This window comes from Arthrobacter sp. NEB 688, from assembly GCF_013201035.1.
Lineage (GTDB): Bacteria > Actinomycetota > Actinomycetes > Actinomycetales > Dermatophilaceae > Phycicoccus.
Map to the genome: position 1 here is coordinate 1,468,032 of NZ_CP053707.1, position 13,916 is coordinate 1,481,947.

Annotated in this window: 13 protein-coding genes; 7 read left to right on the plus strand and 6 right to left on the minus strand. The window is 75.9% G+C overall.

All coding sequences use genetic code 11. The features are described 5' to 3' along the window. Positions 1–82: 82 nt before the first annotated feature. Genes HL663_RS07005 through menE form a run of 3 tightly spaced genes read right to left on the minus strand, consistent with a single transcriptional unit; the run spans position 83 to position 2,421 of the window. Positions 83–967 (minus strand): 1,4-dihydroxy-2-naphthoate polyprenyltransferase, encoded by an 885-nt coding sequence (locus tag HL663_RS07005; protein WP_173027682.1) that lies wholly within the window; start codon positions 965–967, stop codon positions 83–85. Positions 968–974: 7 nt separating this feature from the next. Then, positions 975–1,256 carry a PLD nuclease N-terminal domain-containing protein gene (locus tag HL663_RS07010; RefSeq protein WP_173027683.1) on the minus strand — a complete coding sequence of 94 codons (282 nt, stop codon included), beginning with the start codon at positions 1,254–1,256 and terminating at the stop codon, positions 975–977. 4 nt (positions 1,257–1,260) lie between these two features. Continuing rightward, positions 1,261–2,421 carry an o-succinylbenzoate--CoA ligase gene (gene menE / locus HL663_RS07015; protein WP_173027684.1) on the minus strand — a complete coding sequence of 387 codons (1,161 nt, stop codon included), beginning with the start codon at positions 2,419–2,421 and terminating at the stop codon, positions 1,261–1,263. Between the two features lie 102 nt (positions 2,422–2,523). Between menE and HL663_RS07020 the strand changes: the two genes are divergently transcribed. Further along, a complete protein-coding gene (locus HL663_RS07020; RefSeq protein WP_173027685.1) occupies positions 2,524–2,979 on the plus strand; it encodes a hypothetical protein in 456 nt (151 codons plus the stop codon). A gap of 10 nt (positions 2,980–2,989) precedes the next feature. Here HL663_RS07020 and HL663_RS07025 read toward each other — a convergent pair whose 3' ends face one another. Beyond that, positions 2,990–4,420, minus strand: coding sequence for a short-chain fatty acid transporter (locus HL663_RS07025; protein ID WP_173027686.1), 1,431 nt, complete (start codon positions 4,418–4,420; stop codon positions 2,990–2,992). Between the two features lie 179 nt (positions 4,421–4,599). Then, complete coding sequence (locus HL663_RS07030) at positions 4,600–5,547, minus strand: 1,4-dihydroxy-2-naphthoyl-CoA synthase (RefSeq protein WP_173027687.1); 948 nt, start codon at positions 5,545–5,547, stop codon at positions 4,600–4,602. Positions 5,548–5,615: 68 nt separating this feature from the next. On the opposite strand from HL663_RS07030, the gene HL663_RS07035 reads away from it, so the two are divergent. From HL663_RS07035 to HL663_RS07045, 3 genes are read left to right on the plus strand one after another with little or no spacing between them, the layout of a single operon-like run. After that, positions 5,616–6,887: an Nramp family divalent metal transporter gene (locus tag HL663_RS07035; RefSeq protein WP_173027688.1), complete on the plus strand. Its 1,272-nt coding sequence runs from the start codon at positions 5,616–5,618 to the stop codon at positions 6,885–6,887. Between the two features lie 32 nt (positions 6,888–6,919). Further along, the gene (locus tag HL663_RS07040) at positions 6,920–7,918 is read left to right on the plus strand and encodes an o-succinylbenzoate synthase (RefSeq protein WP_173027689.1); all 999 of its coding nucleotides are present in this window, start codon (positions 6,920–6,922) and stop codon (positions 7,916–7,918) included. Further along, complete coding sequence (locus tag HL663_RS07045) at positions 7,915–8,697, plus strand: VOC family protein (protein ID WP_173027690.1); 783 nt, start codon at positions 7,915–7,917, stop codon at positions 8,695–8,697. Before HL663_RS07040 ends, HL663_RS07045 begins: the two co-directional genes overlap by 4 nt. Positions 8,698–8,713: 16 nt before the next feature. Here HL663_RS07045 and HL663_RS07050 read toward each other — a convergent pair whose 3' ends face one another. Further along, the gene (locus HL663_RS07050; protein WP_173027691.1) at positions 8,714–10,111 is read right to left on the minus strand and encodes a mycothione reductase; all 1,398 of its coding nucleotides are present in this window, start codon (positions 10,109–10,111) and stop codon (positions 8,714–8,716) included. A gap of 146 nt (positions 10,112–10,257) precedes the next feature. On the opposite strand from HL663_RS07050, the gene HL663_RS07055 reads away from it, so the two are divergent. From HL663_RS07055 to HL663_RS07065, 3 genes are all read left to right on the plus strand, one after another. Next, positions 10,258–10,521: a hypothetical protein gene (locus HL663_RS07055; RefSeq protein WP_173027692.1), complete on the plus strand. Its 264-nt coding sequence runs from the start codon at positions 10,258–10,260 to the stop codon at positions 10,519–10,521. After that, positions 10,518–11,696 carry a hypothetical protein gene (locus tag HL663_RS07060; RefSeq protein ID WP_173027693.1) on the plus strand — a complete coding sequence of 393 codons (1,179 nt, stop codon included), beginning with the start codon at positions 10,518–10,520 and terminating at the stop codon, positions 11,694–11,696. The genes HL663_RS07055 and HL663_RS07060 overlap by 4 nt, the downstream gene beginning before the upstream one ends. A gap of 104 nt (positions 11,697–11,800) precedes the next feature. Then, entirely contained in the window at positions 11,801–13,906 is a 2,106-nt protein-coding gene (locus HL663_RS07065; protein ID WP_173027694.1) for a PQQ-dependent sugar dehydrogenase, read from the plus strand. The last annotated feature ends 10 nt before the right edge of the window (positions 13,907–13,916 follow it).

The window sequence follows — 13,916 nt, forward strand, 5'->3', positions numbered from 1 at the left end:
CGCCGCCGGATGCGCGCGTCGAGCAGCAGAACTCGCAATCAGTCGAGGTCTGTGGGGCGGGGGCGCGGCTGTGGGGTCTCGGTCAGGCGAGGGTGCGACCGAGGGCCACGCCGACGAGGACGAGGACCGCGTAGGCCACCTCGTAGAGCCCGGTCGCGGCGAGCACCGGGATGAGCCCGGGCCCGGTCGTGCCGGCGCGCACGACCCGCACCCCGCGCCACGCGACGCCGAGCGCGAGCAGGCCGAGCAGCGCCCACGGCTGCCACAGCGCCATGACGACCAGGGCCAGCACCGACACCCCGACGAGCGCGCCGTAGAACATCCGGGTGCGGGCGTCGCCGAGCCGCACCGCGAGGGTCCGCTTGCCGTGCTCGACGTCGGTCGGGATGTCGCGCAGGTTGTTCGCCACGAGGATGCCCGAGGCGATGGCCCCGACGCCGACGGCGCCCGCGACCCCGAACCACGAGATGGCCCCGGCCTGCGTGTACTCGGTGCCGAGCGTCGCCATGAGGCCGAAGAACACGAAGACGTAGACCTCGCCGAGGCCGCGGTAGCCGTAGGGGTTGTCGCCCCCGGTGTAGCGCCACGCGGCGAGCACGGCCAGCGCCCCGAGCGGGAGCATCAGCCAGGCCTGCGAGAGCGCGACGAGCGCCAGCCCGACGACGCCGGCGGCGCCGAAGGAGAGGAAGGCCGCGATCTTGACGTGGCGCGGGTCGGCGATCCGCTGGCCGACGAGGCGGACCGGCCCGCTGCGCACCTCGTCGGTGCCGCGGACGCCGTCGGAGTAGTCGTTGGCGTAGTTGACGCCGACCTGCAGCGAGAGGGCGACGAGCAGGGCGAGCAGCGCGAGGCCGGCGTCCGCCTCGCCGACGCGCAGGGCGGCGGCGGTGCCGAGGACGACGGGGGCGACGGCGGCGGGCAGGGTGCGCGGGCGGGCGCCCGCCACCCACTGGGCGAGAGTGGCCATCGGTCGGTCAGAGTCCCTTGAGGAAGTCGGGGTCGTCGTCGGGGCCGCGCGGCGGGCGCCGCGTCGGGCCGGGGGTGCCACGGCCGGGCCGACCCGGGCCGAGGAGCGGACCGGCAGGACGCCCGGCGAGCAGCCAGGCGATCGGCCCGACGAGCGGGAAGAGCAGGATGAGGAGGATCCAGGCGATCTTGGGCAGGTTGCGGACGGACCCGTCGTCGGTCTGGATGCAGTCGACGAGGGTCCAGACCGTCAGCGCCAGGCTGAGGACGACGGGCAGGAACCGCAGCACCCCGTCATCCTCCCACGGGGAAGAGAGCGGCCACCGCGGCCCGGTCCGGCTTGCCGGGGCCGCGCAGAGGGAGTGCGGGCGCGGCCGTCACCCGGCGCGGGAGGGCGTGCGCCGGCAGGTGGGGGCGCAGCAGGTCGCGGACCTCGGCGAGCGACAGCGGGCGCGCGTCCGGCGCCGGGACGACGAGGAGGCTGACCGCCTGGCCCCACTCGGGGTCGGGGGTGCCGACGACGACGGCCTCGATGACCCCCGGCACGTGCTCGAGCGCGGCCTCCTCGACGATGCGCGGCGCGACCTTGAGCCCGCCGGTCGTCACGAGGTCGTCGAGCCGGCCGTCGACGTGCAGGCGGCCGTCGTCGTCGAGGTGCCCGGCGTCGTCGGTGCGGTACCAGCGCGAGCCGTCGGGGTCGACCGCGAAGGCCCGGAAGGTGAGGTCGGGGCGGCCGAGGTAGCCGTGGGCGAGGGTGGCCCCGCCGAGCCGGATGCGCCCGTCGTCGTCGAGCCGGACCTCGACGCCGCGCAGCGCCGTGCCGTCGTAGACGCAGCCGCCGCATGTCTCGCTCATCCCGTACGTCGTGAGGATGCGCACGCCGGCGGCCTCGGCCCGCCGGCGCAGCGCCGGGGGAGTGGCCGCACCCCCGAGGAGGACACCGTGGAGCGACGTGAGCGCCTGTGTCGCAGCGGGGTCGGCGAGCAGACGGACGAGCTGCGTCGGCACGAGCGAGGTGTAGTGCCGGTGCCGCGGGTCCATCCGGCGCACGGCCGCGGTGAAGGAGTGCGGGGTGAAGCCGTCGCGCAGGTCGGTGGCGACCGGCTCGGTGTCGGCGTCGAGGCCGCGCAGCAGCACCTGGAGGCCGGCGACGTGGCCGGCGGGCAGGGTGAGCAGCCACTGCCCGGGGCCGCCGAGCCGCTCGTGGGTGGCCCGGGCGCTGGCGCCGAGCGCGGCGGCCCCGAGCATCGCGAGCTTGGGGGTGCCGGTCGAGCCGGAGGTGCCGACGACGACGGCGAGGTCGTCGGCGGCGGCCGCGCGGGCGGGCAGCTCGGGGGGCGGGGACCCGGCGACGTAGGGGGCGACGGCGCCGCCACCGGCCAGGGCGCGGCGCAGCCGGGGCAGGACGGAGACGGCCTCCGCGCCCGCGGGCACCGGCAGCGGCTCGACGTCCATGCCGTCACGGTACCGAGGCCGCTCGGCGCCGGCCGCCACCGGGCGGGGGTGGCCATCCGCGGCGATCGGCGGGACCATGGGGGAGCGCGAGGAGGTGCTCCGATGCCCGGGACCACGACGACGTACCTCGACCGCGTGCGCGCCCACCGGGCCGAGCTCGGGGAGTCGATGGCCGCCCTCGACGCGGCGCTCGCGCTGCCGGTCGGCCTCGGGCCGGTGTGGCGGCGGCGGGTGCGCGCCGCGCTGACCGAGCTCGCCCACGACCTGCGCGACCACGTCGCGCTGACCGAGGCGCAGGACGGCCTCTACGCCGACCTGCGCACGCGCGCACCGCGGCTCGCGCACGACGTGGCCCGCCAGCTCGTCGACCACGTCGAGGTCGTCGCCGAGGTCGAGCGGCTGCTCGGCGAGCGCGACGACGGGCTCGCCGACGAGGACGCCGTCCGGGCCCACCGCGAGGCGGCGACGCAGCTGCTCGGGCGGCTCGTGCGCCACCGCCAGCGCGGCTCCGACCTCGTCTACACGGCGTACGACGTCGACCTCGGCGGCTCCGGCTGAGGGCCGGCCGCTACGGCTGGACGGCCGGCACGAAGTCGAAGGTGTTGCCGAGCAGCCACACGAGCAGCAGGATCACCGGCAGGTGGATCGCGAACTGCAGGAACGTGAACCCGACGAGGTCGCGCGCCCGCAGCTTGAGCACGGCGAGCAGCGGCAGCATGAAGAACGGGTTGACGAGGTTCGGCAGCGCCTCGGCCATGTTGTAGATCTGCACGGTCCAGCCGAGGTTCATCTGCACGTCGGTGGCGGCCTGCATCACGTACGGCGCCTCGACGAGCCACTTGCCGCCGCCGGACGGCACGAGGATGCCGAGCACGGCGGTGTAGACGGCCAGCGCGATCGCGAACCCGCCGCCCCCGCCGAACGAGGTGAAGATCGAGGACAGGTGGTCCGAGAGCGTCTCGCCGCCACGGCCCTCGGCCTTGGTGAGGACGGCGGCCATCGCGGCGTAGAGCGGGAACTGCACGAGGATGCCCGCCGTCGCCGGCACCGCCTTCTGGACGGCCATGAGGAAGCGGCGCGGGGTGCCGTGCAGGACGAGCCCGAGGACGAGGAAGACGAGCAGGTAGCCGTTGAGGCTGCTGAGCACCGCGACGGCCGACTTCTCGAGGAGCTGCCCGACGAGCCAGCCGAGCGTGATGACGCCGAGGAGCAGCGGCAGGACGCGCGAGTACTCGAGCCACTCACCGGGCCGCTCGCGCACCGGCGGCGCGTCGGGGAGGTCCTCGGTGTCGATGCCCATGTCCTGTGCGGTGCGGACCGAGGCACCGCGGGGGCACGACGCCCACGCGATGACGGTCGTCAGCACGATGAGGACGAGCGCCGAGACCATCGACTGCCACGTGAAGATGGTCTTCCCGAAGTCGAGGACGCCGGTGATCTCCAGCAGCGGCGCGGGCAGCGAGGCCGGCGTGGCCTGGAGCTGCGCGGCCGAGGACGAGAGGCCGAGGGCCCAGACGGCGCCCAGGCCCATGAACGCGGCGGCGCCGAGGGCTCTGTAGTCGACGGTGAGGTCCTCGCGGCGGGCGACCGCGCGGGCGAGCAGACCACCGAAGATCAGCGACAGGCCCCAGTTCAGCAGCGAGACGCTCATCGAGAGGAACGCGACGAAGGCCACCGCGCGGCGCGGGTCGTTGGGCAGGTGCGCGAGCGCCTCGATGAGCCGGGCCACCGGGGGAGCCGTGGCCACGACGTAGCCGGTGAGGACGACCATCGCCATCTGGAGGGTGAAGTTCGTCAGGTCCCAGAAGCCGTTGCCGAAGGTCTCGACGACGGCGGCCGGCGTCGAGCCGTTGGCCAGCGCGGCGACCGAGACGATGACGACGCCGAGCGCGGCGAAGACCCACGCGTCGGGGAACCACTTCTCGGTGAAGGCGGCGAAGGTCTGGGCGACGCGGGCGAGGCCGCGCTCGTCGGTCGTGGGGGCGGTCGTCGTCGACATGCTCGTCCTCGGGTCAGGGGTCCTGGGCGCGACGACCCACCCTGCCAGAGGGCGGGGTCACCCGGCGCCGCAGGGGCGCGGGCCGCGTGCCGTCGCCCGAGGGCAGGCCACACGCCGACGGTGGAGCCCCGGCGCCTGCGTGTTGCCTCCTCTCGAGGGGAGACCGAGGTGCTCGGGGGTCAGAAGTACCAGGGGAAGGGCGACCAGTCGGGGTCGCGCTTCTCGAGGAACTGGTCGCGGCCCTCGACGGCCTCGTCGGTCATGTACGCGAGCCGGGTCGCCTCGCCGGCGAAGACCTGCTGGCCCATCAGCCCGTCGTCGAGCAGGTTGAAGGCGAACTTGAGCATCCGCTGGGCCTGCGGCGACTTCGACATCACGTCGCGCGCGAGGTCGAGCGCGGTGGGCTCGAGCTCGGCGTGGTCGGCGACGATGTTGACCGCGCCCATCCGGTGCATGTCGTCGGCGGTGTACTCCCGGCCGAGGAAGAAGATCTCGCGGGCGAACTTCTGCCCCACCATCTTCGCGAGGTAGGCGCTGCCGTAGCCGCCGTCGAAGGAGCCCACGTCGGCGTCGGTCTGCTTGAAGCGCGCGTGCTCGCGGGAGGCGATCGTCAGGTCGCAGACGACGTGCAGGCTGTGCCCGCCGCCGGCCGCCCAGCCGTTGACCACGGCGACGACGACCTTGGGCATCGTCCGGATGAGCCGCTGCACCTCGAGGATGTGCAGCCGCCCGCCCTCGGCCTTGACCCGGCGCTCGTCGACGGTGTCGGCGGTCGCGCCCTCGGCGTACTGGTAGCCCGAGCGGCCGCGGATGCGCTGGTCACCGCCGGTGCAGAACGCCCAGCCGGCCGTGCGCGCCGACTGGCCCTCGCGCGGGGTCGGGCCGTTGCCGGTGAGCAGGACGACCCCGACGTCGGCGGTGCGCCGGGCGTGGTCGAGGACGCGGTAGAGCTCGTCGACGGTGTGCGGCCGGAACGCGTTGAGCACCTCGGGCCGGTCGAACGCGACTCGGACGCAGCCGAGCCCGACCGCGCGGTGGTAGGTGACGTCGGTGAGGTCCTCGAAGCCGGGGACCTCCTCCCACGCGCTGGGGTCGAAGGTCTCGCTGACTCCGGGGATCGCGCTCACGGCGGCAAGGCTAGCCGGGGAGCACCCAAAGCCCCGACGGGCGGCGTCGTCCGGCAGGGTGGGGCCGCATGTCGACGACGACCTCGCCGCCCCAGCAGTCCGAGTCCGGTTCCTCGCCGCGATGGCGCCTCGTCGGGCCGGGCCTCGTGGTCGCCGCCACGGGCGTCGGCGCGGCCGACCTCGTGGCCACGCTCATCGCCGGTCAGAAGTACGGCTACGCCCTCCTGTGGGCCGTCGTCGTCGGGTGCCTCATGAAGATCGTCCTCGTCGAGGGCGCGGGCCGCTGGACGCTCGCGACCGGCACGACGATCTACGAGGGCTGGTCGAGCCTGGGCCGCTGGACGACCTTCTACTTCGGGCCGTACATCGTCGTCTGGGGCTTCGTCTACGGCGCGGCCGCGATGGCCGGGACGGGGCTGCCGCTGCACTCACTCTTCCCCGCGCTGTCGGTGCCGGTGTGGGGCATCGGGTCCGGCGTGGCCGGCGCGCTGCTCGTGTGGTTCGGCCGGTACGAGCTCTTCGAGAAGCTGTGCGCCGCGCTCGTCGGGCTGATGTTCGTCACCGTCGTGGGGGCCGCGGCGCTCACCGTCCCCAACCTGCCGGACCTCGTCGTCGGCCTCGTCCCGACCGTCCCGGCCGGGTCGGTCGTCAACGTGCTGTCGGTGGCCGGTGGGGTCGGCGGCACCATCACGCTCGCGGCCTACGGCTACTGGATCCGTGAGAAGGGATGGACGACACCGAGGTTCATGCGCGTGATGCGCCTCGACAACCGGGTCGCCTACATCGTCACCGGCATCTTCGTCGTCGCGACCCTCATCGTCGGCGCCGAGCTGCTCTACTCCGCGAAGATCGCCGTGCAGACGGGCGACCAGGGCCTGCTCGACCTCGCGAGCGTCCTCGACGACCGCTACGGCACCTGGGCGAGCAAGGTCTTCCTCGTCGGCTTCTGGGCGGCCGCGATGTCCTCGCTCCTCGGCGTCTGGAACGGCGTCAGCCTGATGTTCGCCGACTTCGTGGGCCACGTCCGCAGGCTGCCCGACGACGCCCCCGAGCGCGGCATCGGCGGCCGCTGGTACCGCGCATACATCCTCTGGCTGACCATCCCGCCGATCGCGCTCATCCTCGTCGGCCGCCCGGTCTGGCTGCTCCTGGCGTACGGCGTCCTCGGCGCGTTCTTCATGCCGTTCCTCGCGGTGACGCTCATCTGGCTGCTCAACACCGACCGCACCCCGCGCGAGTGGCGCAACAAGTGGTGGTCGAACCCGTGGATGGGCATCACGGCGGTCGCGTTCGTCGCGCTCGCGGCCAACGAGCTCGTGAAGGTCGTCACGGGCGGCTGAGCCCCGCGCGCCCCCGGTCCTACGGTGGAGGGGTGAGCGTCCCACCCCTGCCGGAGCTCCTCGCCGGTGCGCACGTCGTGGCCGTCCCGATGCGCGTGCCCTTCCGCGGCGTCCGCGTCCGGGAGGCGCTGCTGCTCGAGGGGCCCCGGGGCTGGGGCGAGTTCGCCCCGTTCCTCGAGTACGGCCCCGCCGAGGCCTCGCGCTGGCTCGCCGCCGGCGTCGAGGCGGCCTGGGGCTCGTGGCCGGAGCCGGTGCGCGACACCGTGCCCGTCAACGCGACCGTGCCCGCCGTCACCGCCGACGAGGTGCCCGGCGTCCTCGCCCGCTTCCCCGGCTGCACGACCGCCAAGGTCAAGGTCGCCGAGCGCGGGCAGCCCGCGGCGGCCGACGTCGACCGGGTCGCCGCCGTGCGGTCCGCGCTCGGCCGCACCGGGCGGATCCGGGTCGACGCCAACGGCGGCTGGGGTGTCGAGGAGGCCGCGCAGGTGCTCGGCCGGCTGGCCCCCTACGACCTCGAGTACGCCGAGCAGCCCTGCGCCTCCGTCGAGGAGCTGCGCGACCTGCGGCTCGTCCTCGGCCGGCGCGGGCTCGACGTGCCGGTCGCGGCCGACGAGTCCATCCGCAAGGCGTCCGACCCCCTGCGGGTGCGCGACCTCGGGGCCGCCGACGTGGTCGTCGTCAAGGTCGCGCCCCTCGGCGGGGTGCGGCGGGCCCTCGAGGTCGTGCAGGCGTGCGGGCTGCCCGCCGTCGTGTCGTCGGCGCTCGACACCAGCGTCGGGATGGCCGCCGGCGTGGCGCTGGCCGCGGCCCTGCCCGACCTCCCGTACGCCTGCGGCCTCGGCACGGTCGCGCTGCTCGGCGGTGACGTGACGCCCGAGCGGATGGAGCCGGTCGACGGCGCGCTGCCGGTGCGCCGGGTCGCGGCCGACCCGGAGCTGCTCGAGCGGTGGGCGGCCCCGCCCGACCGCGTCGCGTGGTGGCGCGAGCGCCTCGCCGCAGCCCACGCCCATCTGACGGGAGACCCGGCATGACCGACGCACCGACCCGACCCGCAGCCGACCTCCCGGACGCCGCGGCCGTGCGCTGGGCGTGGCTCTTCCTCGACACCCCGCGCGCGGACGCCGAACGCTCGTGGGCCTTCTGGGCGGAGGTGACCGGCCAGCAGGTGTCCGACCGTCGCGGGGAGCGCGACGAGTTCGCCACCCTCGCACCGGATCACGGCGAGCCCTGGCTCAAGCTCCAGGCGGTCGACGCCGGCCGCGGGGGAGTGCACCTCGACCTCGACGTCGAGGACGTCCGGGTCGCGGCCGACCGGGCGGAGGCGCTGGGGGCGCAGCGGGTCGGCGCGATCGGCGACGCCGTCGTCGTCCTGCGCTCGCCCGGTGGGTTCGTCCACTGCCTGACGACGTGGGACGGGGAGGCGGGTCGTGCGGGTCAGGTGCGCGAGGGGCTGTCGAGCCTCCTCGACCAGGTGTGCCTCGACGTCCCGAGCGCGCGGTGGGAGGCCGAGAACGCCTACTGGGAGGCGCTGACCGGCTGGACGTGGCGGGCCTCGGACGAGCCCGGCTACGCCTCCGTCAGCGCGGGGGCGGCGATGCCGGTGCGCATCCTGCTCCAGACCCTCGGCGAGGAGGAGGGCGAGGTGCGCGGGCACGTCGACCTCGCGTGCGCCGACCGCCCGGCCGCCGTCGCGCGGCACGTGGCCGCCGGCGCGGTCGTCCTCGAGGAGCGGGCGTTCTGGACGGTGCTGCTCGACCCGGTGGGCCGCGTGCACTGCCTGACCGACCGGCCGGTGAGCCCCGCGCGCTGAGGCCTCCCGTCCGGGCTCAGCGCGCGAGCGGCAGCCCGAGCAGGGCGTTCTCGACGACCTCGGCGAGGGCCGGGTGGATCCAGTACTGGCCGCGCGCGACGTCGTGCACGTGCTGGCCGAAGCTCGCCGCCTGGACGAGCGGCTGGACGATGCTCGAGGCCTGCGGGCCGATCATGTGCGCGGCGAGCAGGCGACCGTCGGGGGTCGAGTGCAGGGTGAGGACGCCGGAGGTGTCCTCCAGCGCCCAGCCGTACGCGACGTCGCCGACCTTCTGGCTGTAGGTGACGAACTCGGTGCCGTCCGACTGCAGCTGGGCCGCGGTCGGGCCGAACGACGCGACCTGGGGGTGACCGAACACGGCGTGCGGCACCGGCCGGTCGTCGGCCTCGTCCGGGGGCCCGTCGAGCCGGCCGAGGTCGACCGCGAGGTTGTGCGCGACGATGCGCGCCTCGCCGTTGGCCACGTGCTTGAGCTGGTGCTCGGAGCTGATGTCGCCGAGCGCCCAGACGCGCGAGACGCTCGTGCGGCCCTGCCGGTCGACGACGAGCCGTCCGTCGGGGTGGGTGTCGAGCCCGCCCGCGGCGGCATCGAGGAGGTCGGTGTTGGGTCGGCGGCCGACGGCGAGCAGGACGACCTCGGCCTCGACGTGCGCCGCACCCTCGGGCCCCTCGGTGCCGAGGCGCCAGACGCCCGCGACGCGCTCGGCGCTCGTGACCGTCGTCGACAGCCGCACGTCGTAGCGCGAGCGCGCGGCCTCGGTGTAGCGCTCGGCGACCTCGACCTCCTCGGCCATGAGCAGCCGTCCGGAGCGTTGCACCTGCGTCACGTGGACCCCCAGCGCCGAGAAGACGTGGGCCATCTCGCACGCCACGAAGCCGCCGCCGACGACGGCCATCCGCGCGGGCAGCTCGTCGAGGCGCATGACGGTGTCGGAGGTGTGCACGCCGTTCGCCGGGTCGGCGCCGGTCAGGCCGTCGAGGGCGAGGCCGACGGGGCGGCTGCCCGCGGCGACGACGACGCGCTCGGCGCTCACCTCCTCGCCGGAGTCGAGGACGAGCGTGCGGGGGCCGGTGAAGCGCGCGCGGGAGCGGTACAGCGTCACGTGCTCCTGGCCGCTGCGGTAGTCCTCGCCGCCGTGGGAGATGGGGTCGATCCGGCCGAAGACGCGGTCGCGGATGGCCGGCCAGTCGACCTGCGGCGGCTCGAACGTCACGCCGAGGCGGTGGGCGTCCTGCGCCTCGACGACGCGGTCGGCGGGCAGCACGAACATCTTCGTGGGGATGCAGCCGACGTTGAGGCACGTGCCCCCGAAGGTGCCCTTCTCCACGATGGCGACGTCCAGGCCCTCGAGCTCCGGGGTCACCAGGGAGTTGCCCGAGCCGCTGCCGATGATCACGAGGTCGTGGTGGGGCATGCGGTCACGCTACGTGGTGTCCGCTCGTCCACAGGGCGGGGGTGCGGGCCGAGTCGTCCACAGGTCGGGGGTGCCGGCGCGGCGGAGGGCTGGTGCGGCGGGCGCGGGTGCGGTGGGGTCGGGGCAGGCGAGCGGGAGGAGCGGGGGTGGACCCGGTGGAGGTGGAGGCCCTGGCGCGGCGGGTGCAGGCGGCGGTCGAGGTCGTCGAGCTGCGGCGCGGCGCCCTCGTGGCGGCGTCGGGCGAGTGGTGGGAGGGGCCGGCGGCCGATGCCTTCCGCGACGGGCTGCAGGAGCGGCGGGCGCGGCTGGCCGCGCTCGCCGACGAGCTCGGGTGGCTGGCCCGCTCGCTGCTGGCGCTCGCGGGGGCGCTGCGCGCCGAGCAGGACGACGGGCTCGGGAGGGCGTCGTGACCCGGGTGGGCGTGCGGTCCGGGGCCCTGCGGGCCCGGGCCGACGCGCTGGCCGCGGGGGCGGACGAGCTGCGGGACGAGGCCTCCGCGGTGGGGTCCGGCGTGGCCCACCTGTCGGCGTGGCCGTCCGGGCGGGGGCTGCCGGGCGTCGGGGTCCTCGGGGCGTGGGTGGTGGTCGAGGCCGACGCGGCCCGCGTCGTCGGGCCGGCCGGCCTGTGGGGGGAGGCGCTCGCCCTCGACGCTCTCGCGGTCCGGCTGCGGCTCGCGGCCACGGCCTACGCCGGGGTCGAGGCAGCGGCGGAGGCGCTGCTCCTCGGGGTGCGGTCCGGAGCGGCCCGGGCGGGTGGCGCCGGGTGGCTCGACGAGACCGGGCGCCGGGTGGTCGTCCACGAGGTGCCGCCGCGGTGGGCGGCCCGCCCCCTCGCGGGGCCGGGCGACCTCGTCGCGCTCGGGGAGGGCCTCGACGGCGGGCGCGTGCGGGTCGTCGAGGTGGCGGCCGCCGAGGGCTCGGCCTGGGTCGTCGTGGTCCCCGGGACGCAGTCGTGGTCCCCACGCGCCGGCCCGGAGGTCTTCGACCTGAGCGCCGACCTCGCGGCGGTCGCCGGTGGGGCCACCCTCGCCGGCGCGGGGGTCCGGGCCGCTCTCGACCGGGCGCAGGAGGGCTCGGTCCGCCGGCGCGCGCTCGGGGCCGGGGCGGTCGCGGCGGAGCCGGTCGTCCTCGTCGGCCACAGCCAGGGCGGGATGCACGCCGCGGCGCTCGCGGCGGACCCCGCGTTCACCGCCGGGCACCGGGTCACCCACGTCCTCACGACGGGTGCGCCGGTGGGGCTCCTCCCGGTGCCCGGGACCGTGCACGTGCTGTCGGTCGAGCACGCCGACGACCCCGTGCCCGTCCTCGACCTCGCACCGAACCCCGCCCGGCCGTCCTGGCTCACGCTGCGGGTCGGCGCCGGGCAGCCGGTCGACGTCTCGCGCCACGACCTGGGCGCCTACGAGCGCACCGTCCGCGCGGCTGCCGGGGCCCCGCTCGGCACGGTGCCCGGGCTGGCTGCCTGGCAGGCGTCGGCGGGGTCCTTCCTCGGCCGACCGGTCGTCGGCGTCACCGAGGTCGTCGTCGAGCGCGAGGCGGTCGTCGAGGGCGACGTCCGGCGGGCGACCCCGGGGCACCCGCCGTAGGGTGACCGCACCGTCGACGGCAGGAGGCCACCGTGCGCCGCATCCCTCGTCCTGTGCCACCCCACCGCGCGACGCCGCGCCCGGGTGCCCGACCCCTCCGCCGCGTGACGCGGGCACGGGGGCTGCTCGCCGCGACGGGCGCCGCGGCGCTCCTCGCCGGGTCCCTCGTCGCCGCGGCGCCGGCCGCGACGGCGACCCCGGCGGCCGCGACGCCCACCGCCTCGGCCCCCGCGCTCGCGGCAGCGGCCCCGACCCTGGACGTGTCGACCGTCGCCACGGGGCTGACCATCCCTTGGGACGTCGCGTTCCTCCCGAGCGGCCAGATGGTCGTCACCGAACGTCCCGGGCGCATCCGGGTCTACGCCGACGGCGCGTCGGGCGCCGCCCTGCAGCGGACCGTCACCGTCCCCGCGGTGCGCTCCGTGGACGAGTCGGGGCTCATGGGGGTCGCGGTCGACGTCGACTTCCGCGACCACCCCTACGTCTACGTCTGCGCGTCGCGGGACTACCCGGGCAGCAACGGCTGGGTCAACCAGCTCCTGCGCTACACGGTGTCCTCCGCGGGGTCGTGGTCCGGCCCCACGGTCCTGCGCAGCGGGATGGCGGCGAGCAACCGGCACAACGGCTGCTCCCTCGAGATGGACCAGAGCGGCTACCTCTGGCTGGGGATGGGCGACGCCGGTGTCGACGCGCTCGCCCAGGACCGGCGCAGCCCCAACGGCAAGATCCTGCGCCTGACCCGGACCGGGGGCGTGCCGTCGTCCAACCCCGTCATCGCCGGGTCGCGCGACGCGGTGTGGTCGATGGGCCACCGCAACCCGCAGGGGATCGCGCTGCGTCCGGGGACGAGCGAGGTGTGGGAGGTCGAGCACGGGCCGAACACCGATGACGAGGTCAACCGGATCGTCGCCGGCGGCAACTACGGCTGGCCCTGCTACACCGGCGACGGCCGGCGCAACGCCACCTCGACGAGCTGCGGGGCGGCGAGCGCCTACCGCGCCCCGGCCTGGGCGTCCGGCACCCCGACCGTCGCCACCTCCGGCGCGGCCTTCGTCCACGGTGCCCAGTGGGCGGACTTCGCGGGCGACCTCTTCGTGCCGACGCTCAAGGAGAGCGAGCTGCGCCGCTTCGAGGTCGCCGGCTCGACCACGGCGACCCTCGCCCAGCGCCTCTACGACGGCACCTACGGCCGGATGCGTGCCGCGGTGAGCGGCCCGGGCGGCGACCTCTACGTCACGACCTCGAACGGCACGGACGACCGCGTGCTGCGCGTCCGGCCGGCCACCGGGTCGGTCACCCGCGTCGGCGGCGCCGACCGCTACGCGGCGGCGGCCAACGTCAGTGCGACGACGTACCCCCGCGGGGCCACGGAGGTCTACGTCGCGAGCGGGCTCGTCTTCGCCGACGCCCTCGGCGCCGGGCCGGCCGCCGGGCGCGCCGGCGCGCCGCTCCTGCTCACCGACGACGACACCCTGCCCGACGTCACCCGCCAGGAGCTGCAGCGGCTGGCGCCGTCGCGGGTCACGGTCGTCGGCGGCCCCCCGACCGTGTCGGACGGCGTGCTCGCCGCCATCCGCGACGCGGTCGGCGGCGCGACGGTCTCGCGGGTCGACGGCGACACCCGCTACGACGTCGCGGCCGCCGTCTCCCGCGCCGAGTACCCGTCGGGGGCGCGGACGGCGTTCGTCACCTCCGGCGAGGTCTTCACCGACGCGCTGTCCGCCGGTCCGGCCGCGGCGAAGCAGGACGCCCCGCTCCTGCTCGCCGGCCGCAGCACCCTGCCCGCCGCCACGGCCGCCGAGCTGCAGCGCCTGCGCCCGACCCGCATCTACGTCGTCGGCGGCACCCCGACGGTCGACGACACCGTCCTCGCCCGGCTGCGGACCTACGTGTCGGGCACCGGGTCCGGCGTGACGCGGCTCGCGGGCGCCGACCGCTACGAGGTCTCGCGCACGGTCGCCCGCACCTTCTGGTCCGACGCCGACGCCGTGGTCACCTCCGGCGAGGTGTTCCCCGACGGCCTGAGCGGTGGGGCGGCGGCCGCCGCGACCGGACGCCCGGTGCTGCTCACCGGCCGCGACCGGCTGCCCCCGGCCGTCGGGACCATCCTCCTGCGCCTGGCGACCGACCGGGTGACGGTCGTCGGCGGCACGCCGTCGGTCGGCTCCGGGGTCGAGTCGACCCTGCGGCGCCTCGTCGGCAGCCGCTGACGCGGACGGG

What these genes read in the sequence shown, in the direction of transcription:
- HL663_RS07020 (WP_173027685.1), top strand. Translation starts at nt 2,524, where the DNA reads ATGCCCGGGACCACGACGACGTACCTCGACCGCGTGCGCGCCCACCGG.
- HL663_RS07045 (WP_173027690.1), top strand. Translation starts at nt 7,915, where the DNA reads ATGACCGACGCACCGACCCGACCCGCAGCCGACCTCCCGGACGCCGCG.
- menE (WP_173027684.1), bottom strand. Translation starts at nt 2,421, where the DNA reads ATGGACGTCGAGCCGCTGCCGGTGCCCGCGGGCGCGGAGGCCGTCTCC.
- HL663_RS07005 (WP_173027682.1), bottom strand. Translation starts at nt 967, where the DNA reads ATGGCCACTCTCGCCCAGTGGGTGGCGGGCGCCCGCCCGCGCACCCTG.
- HL663_RS07035 (WP_173027688.1), top strand. Translation starts at nt 5,616, where the DNA reads ATGTCGACGACGACCTCGCCGCCCCAGCAGTCCGAGTCCGGTTCCTCG.
- HL663_RS07050 (WP_173027691.1), bottom strand. Translation starts at nt 10,111, where the DNA reads ATGCCCCACCACGACCTCGTGATCATCGGCAGCGGCTCGGGCAACTCC.
- HL663_RS07025 (WP_173027686.1), bottom strand. Translation starts at nt 4,420, where the DNA reads ATGTCGACGACGACCGCCCCCACGACCGACGAGCGCGGCCTCGCCCGC.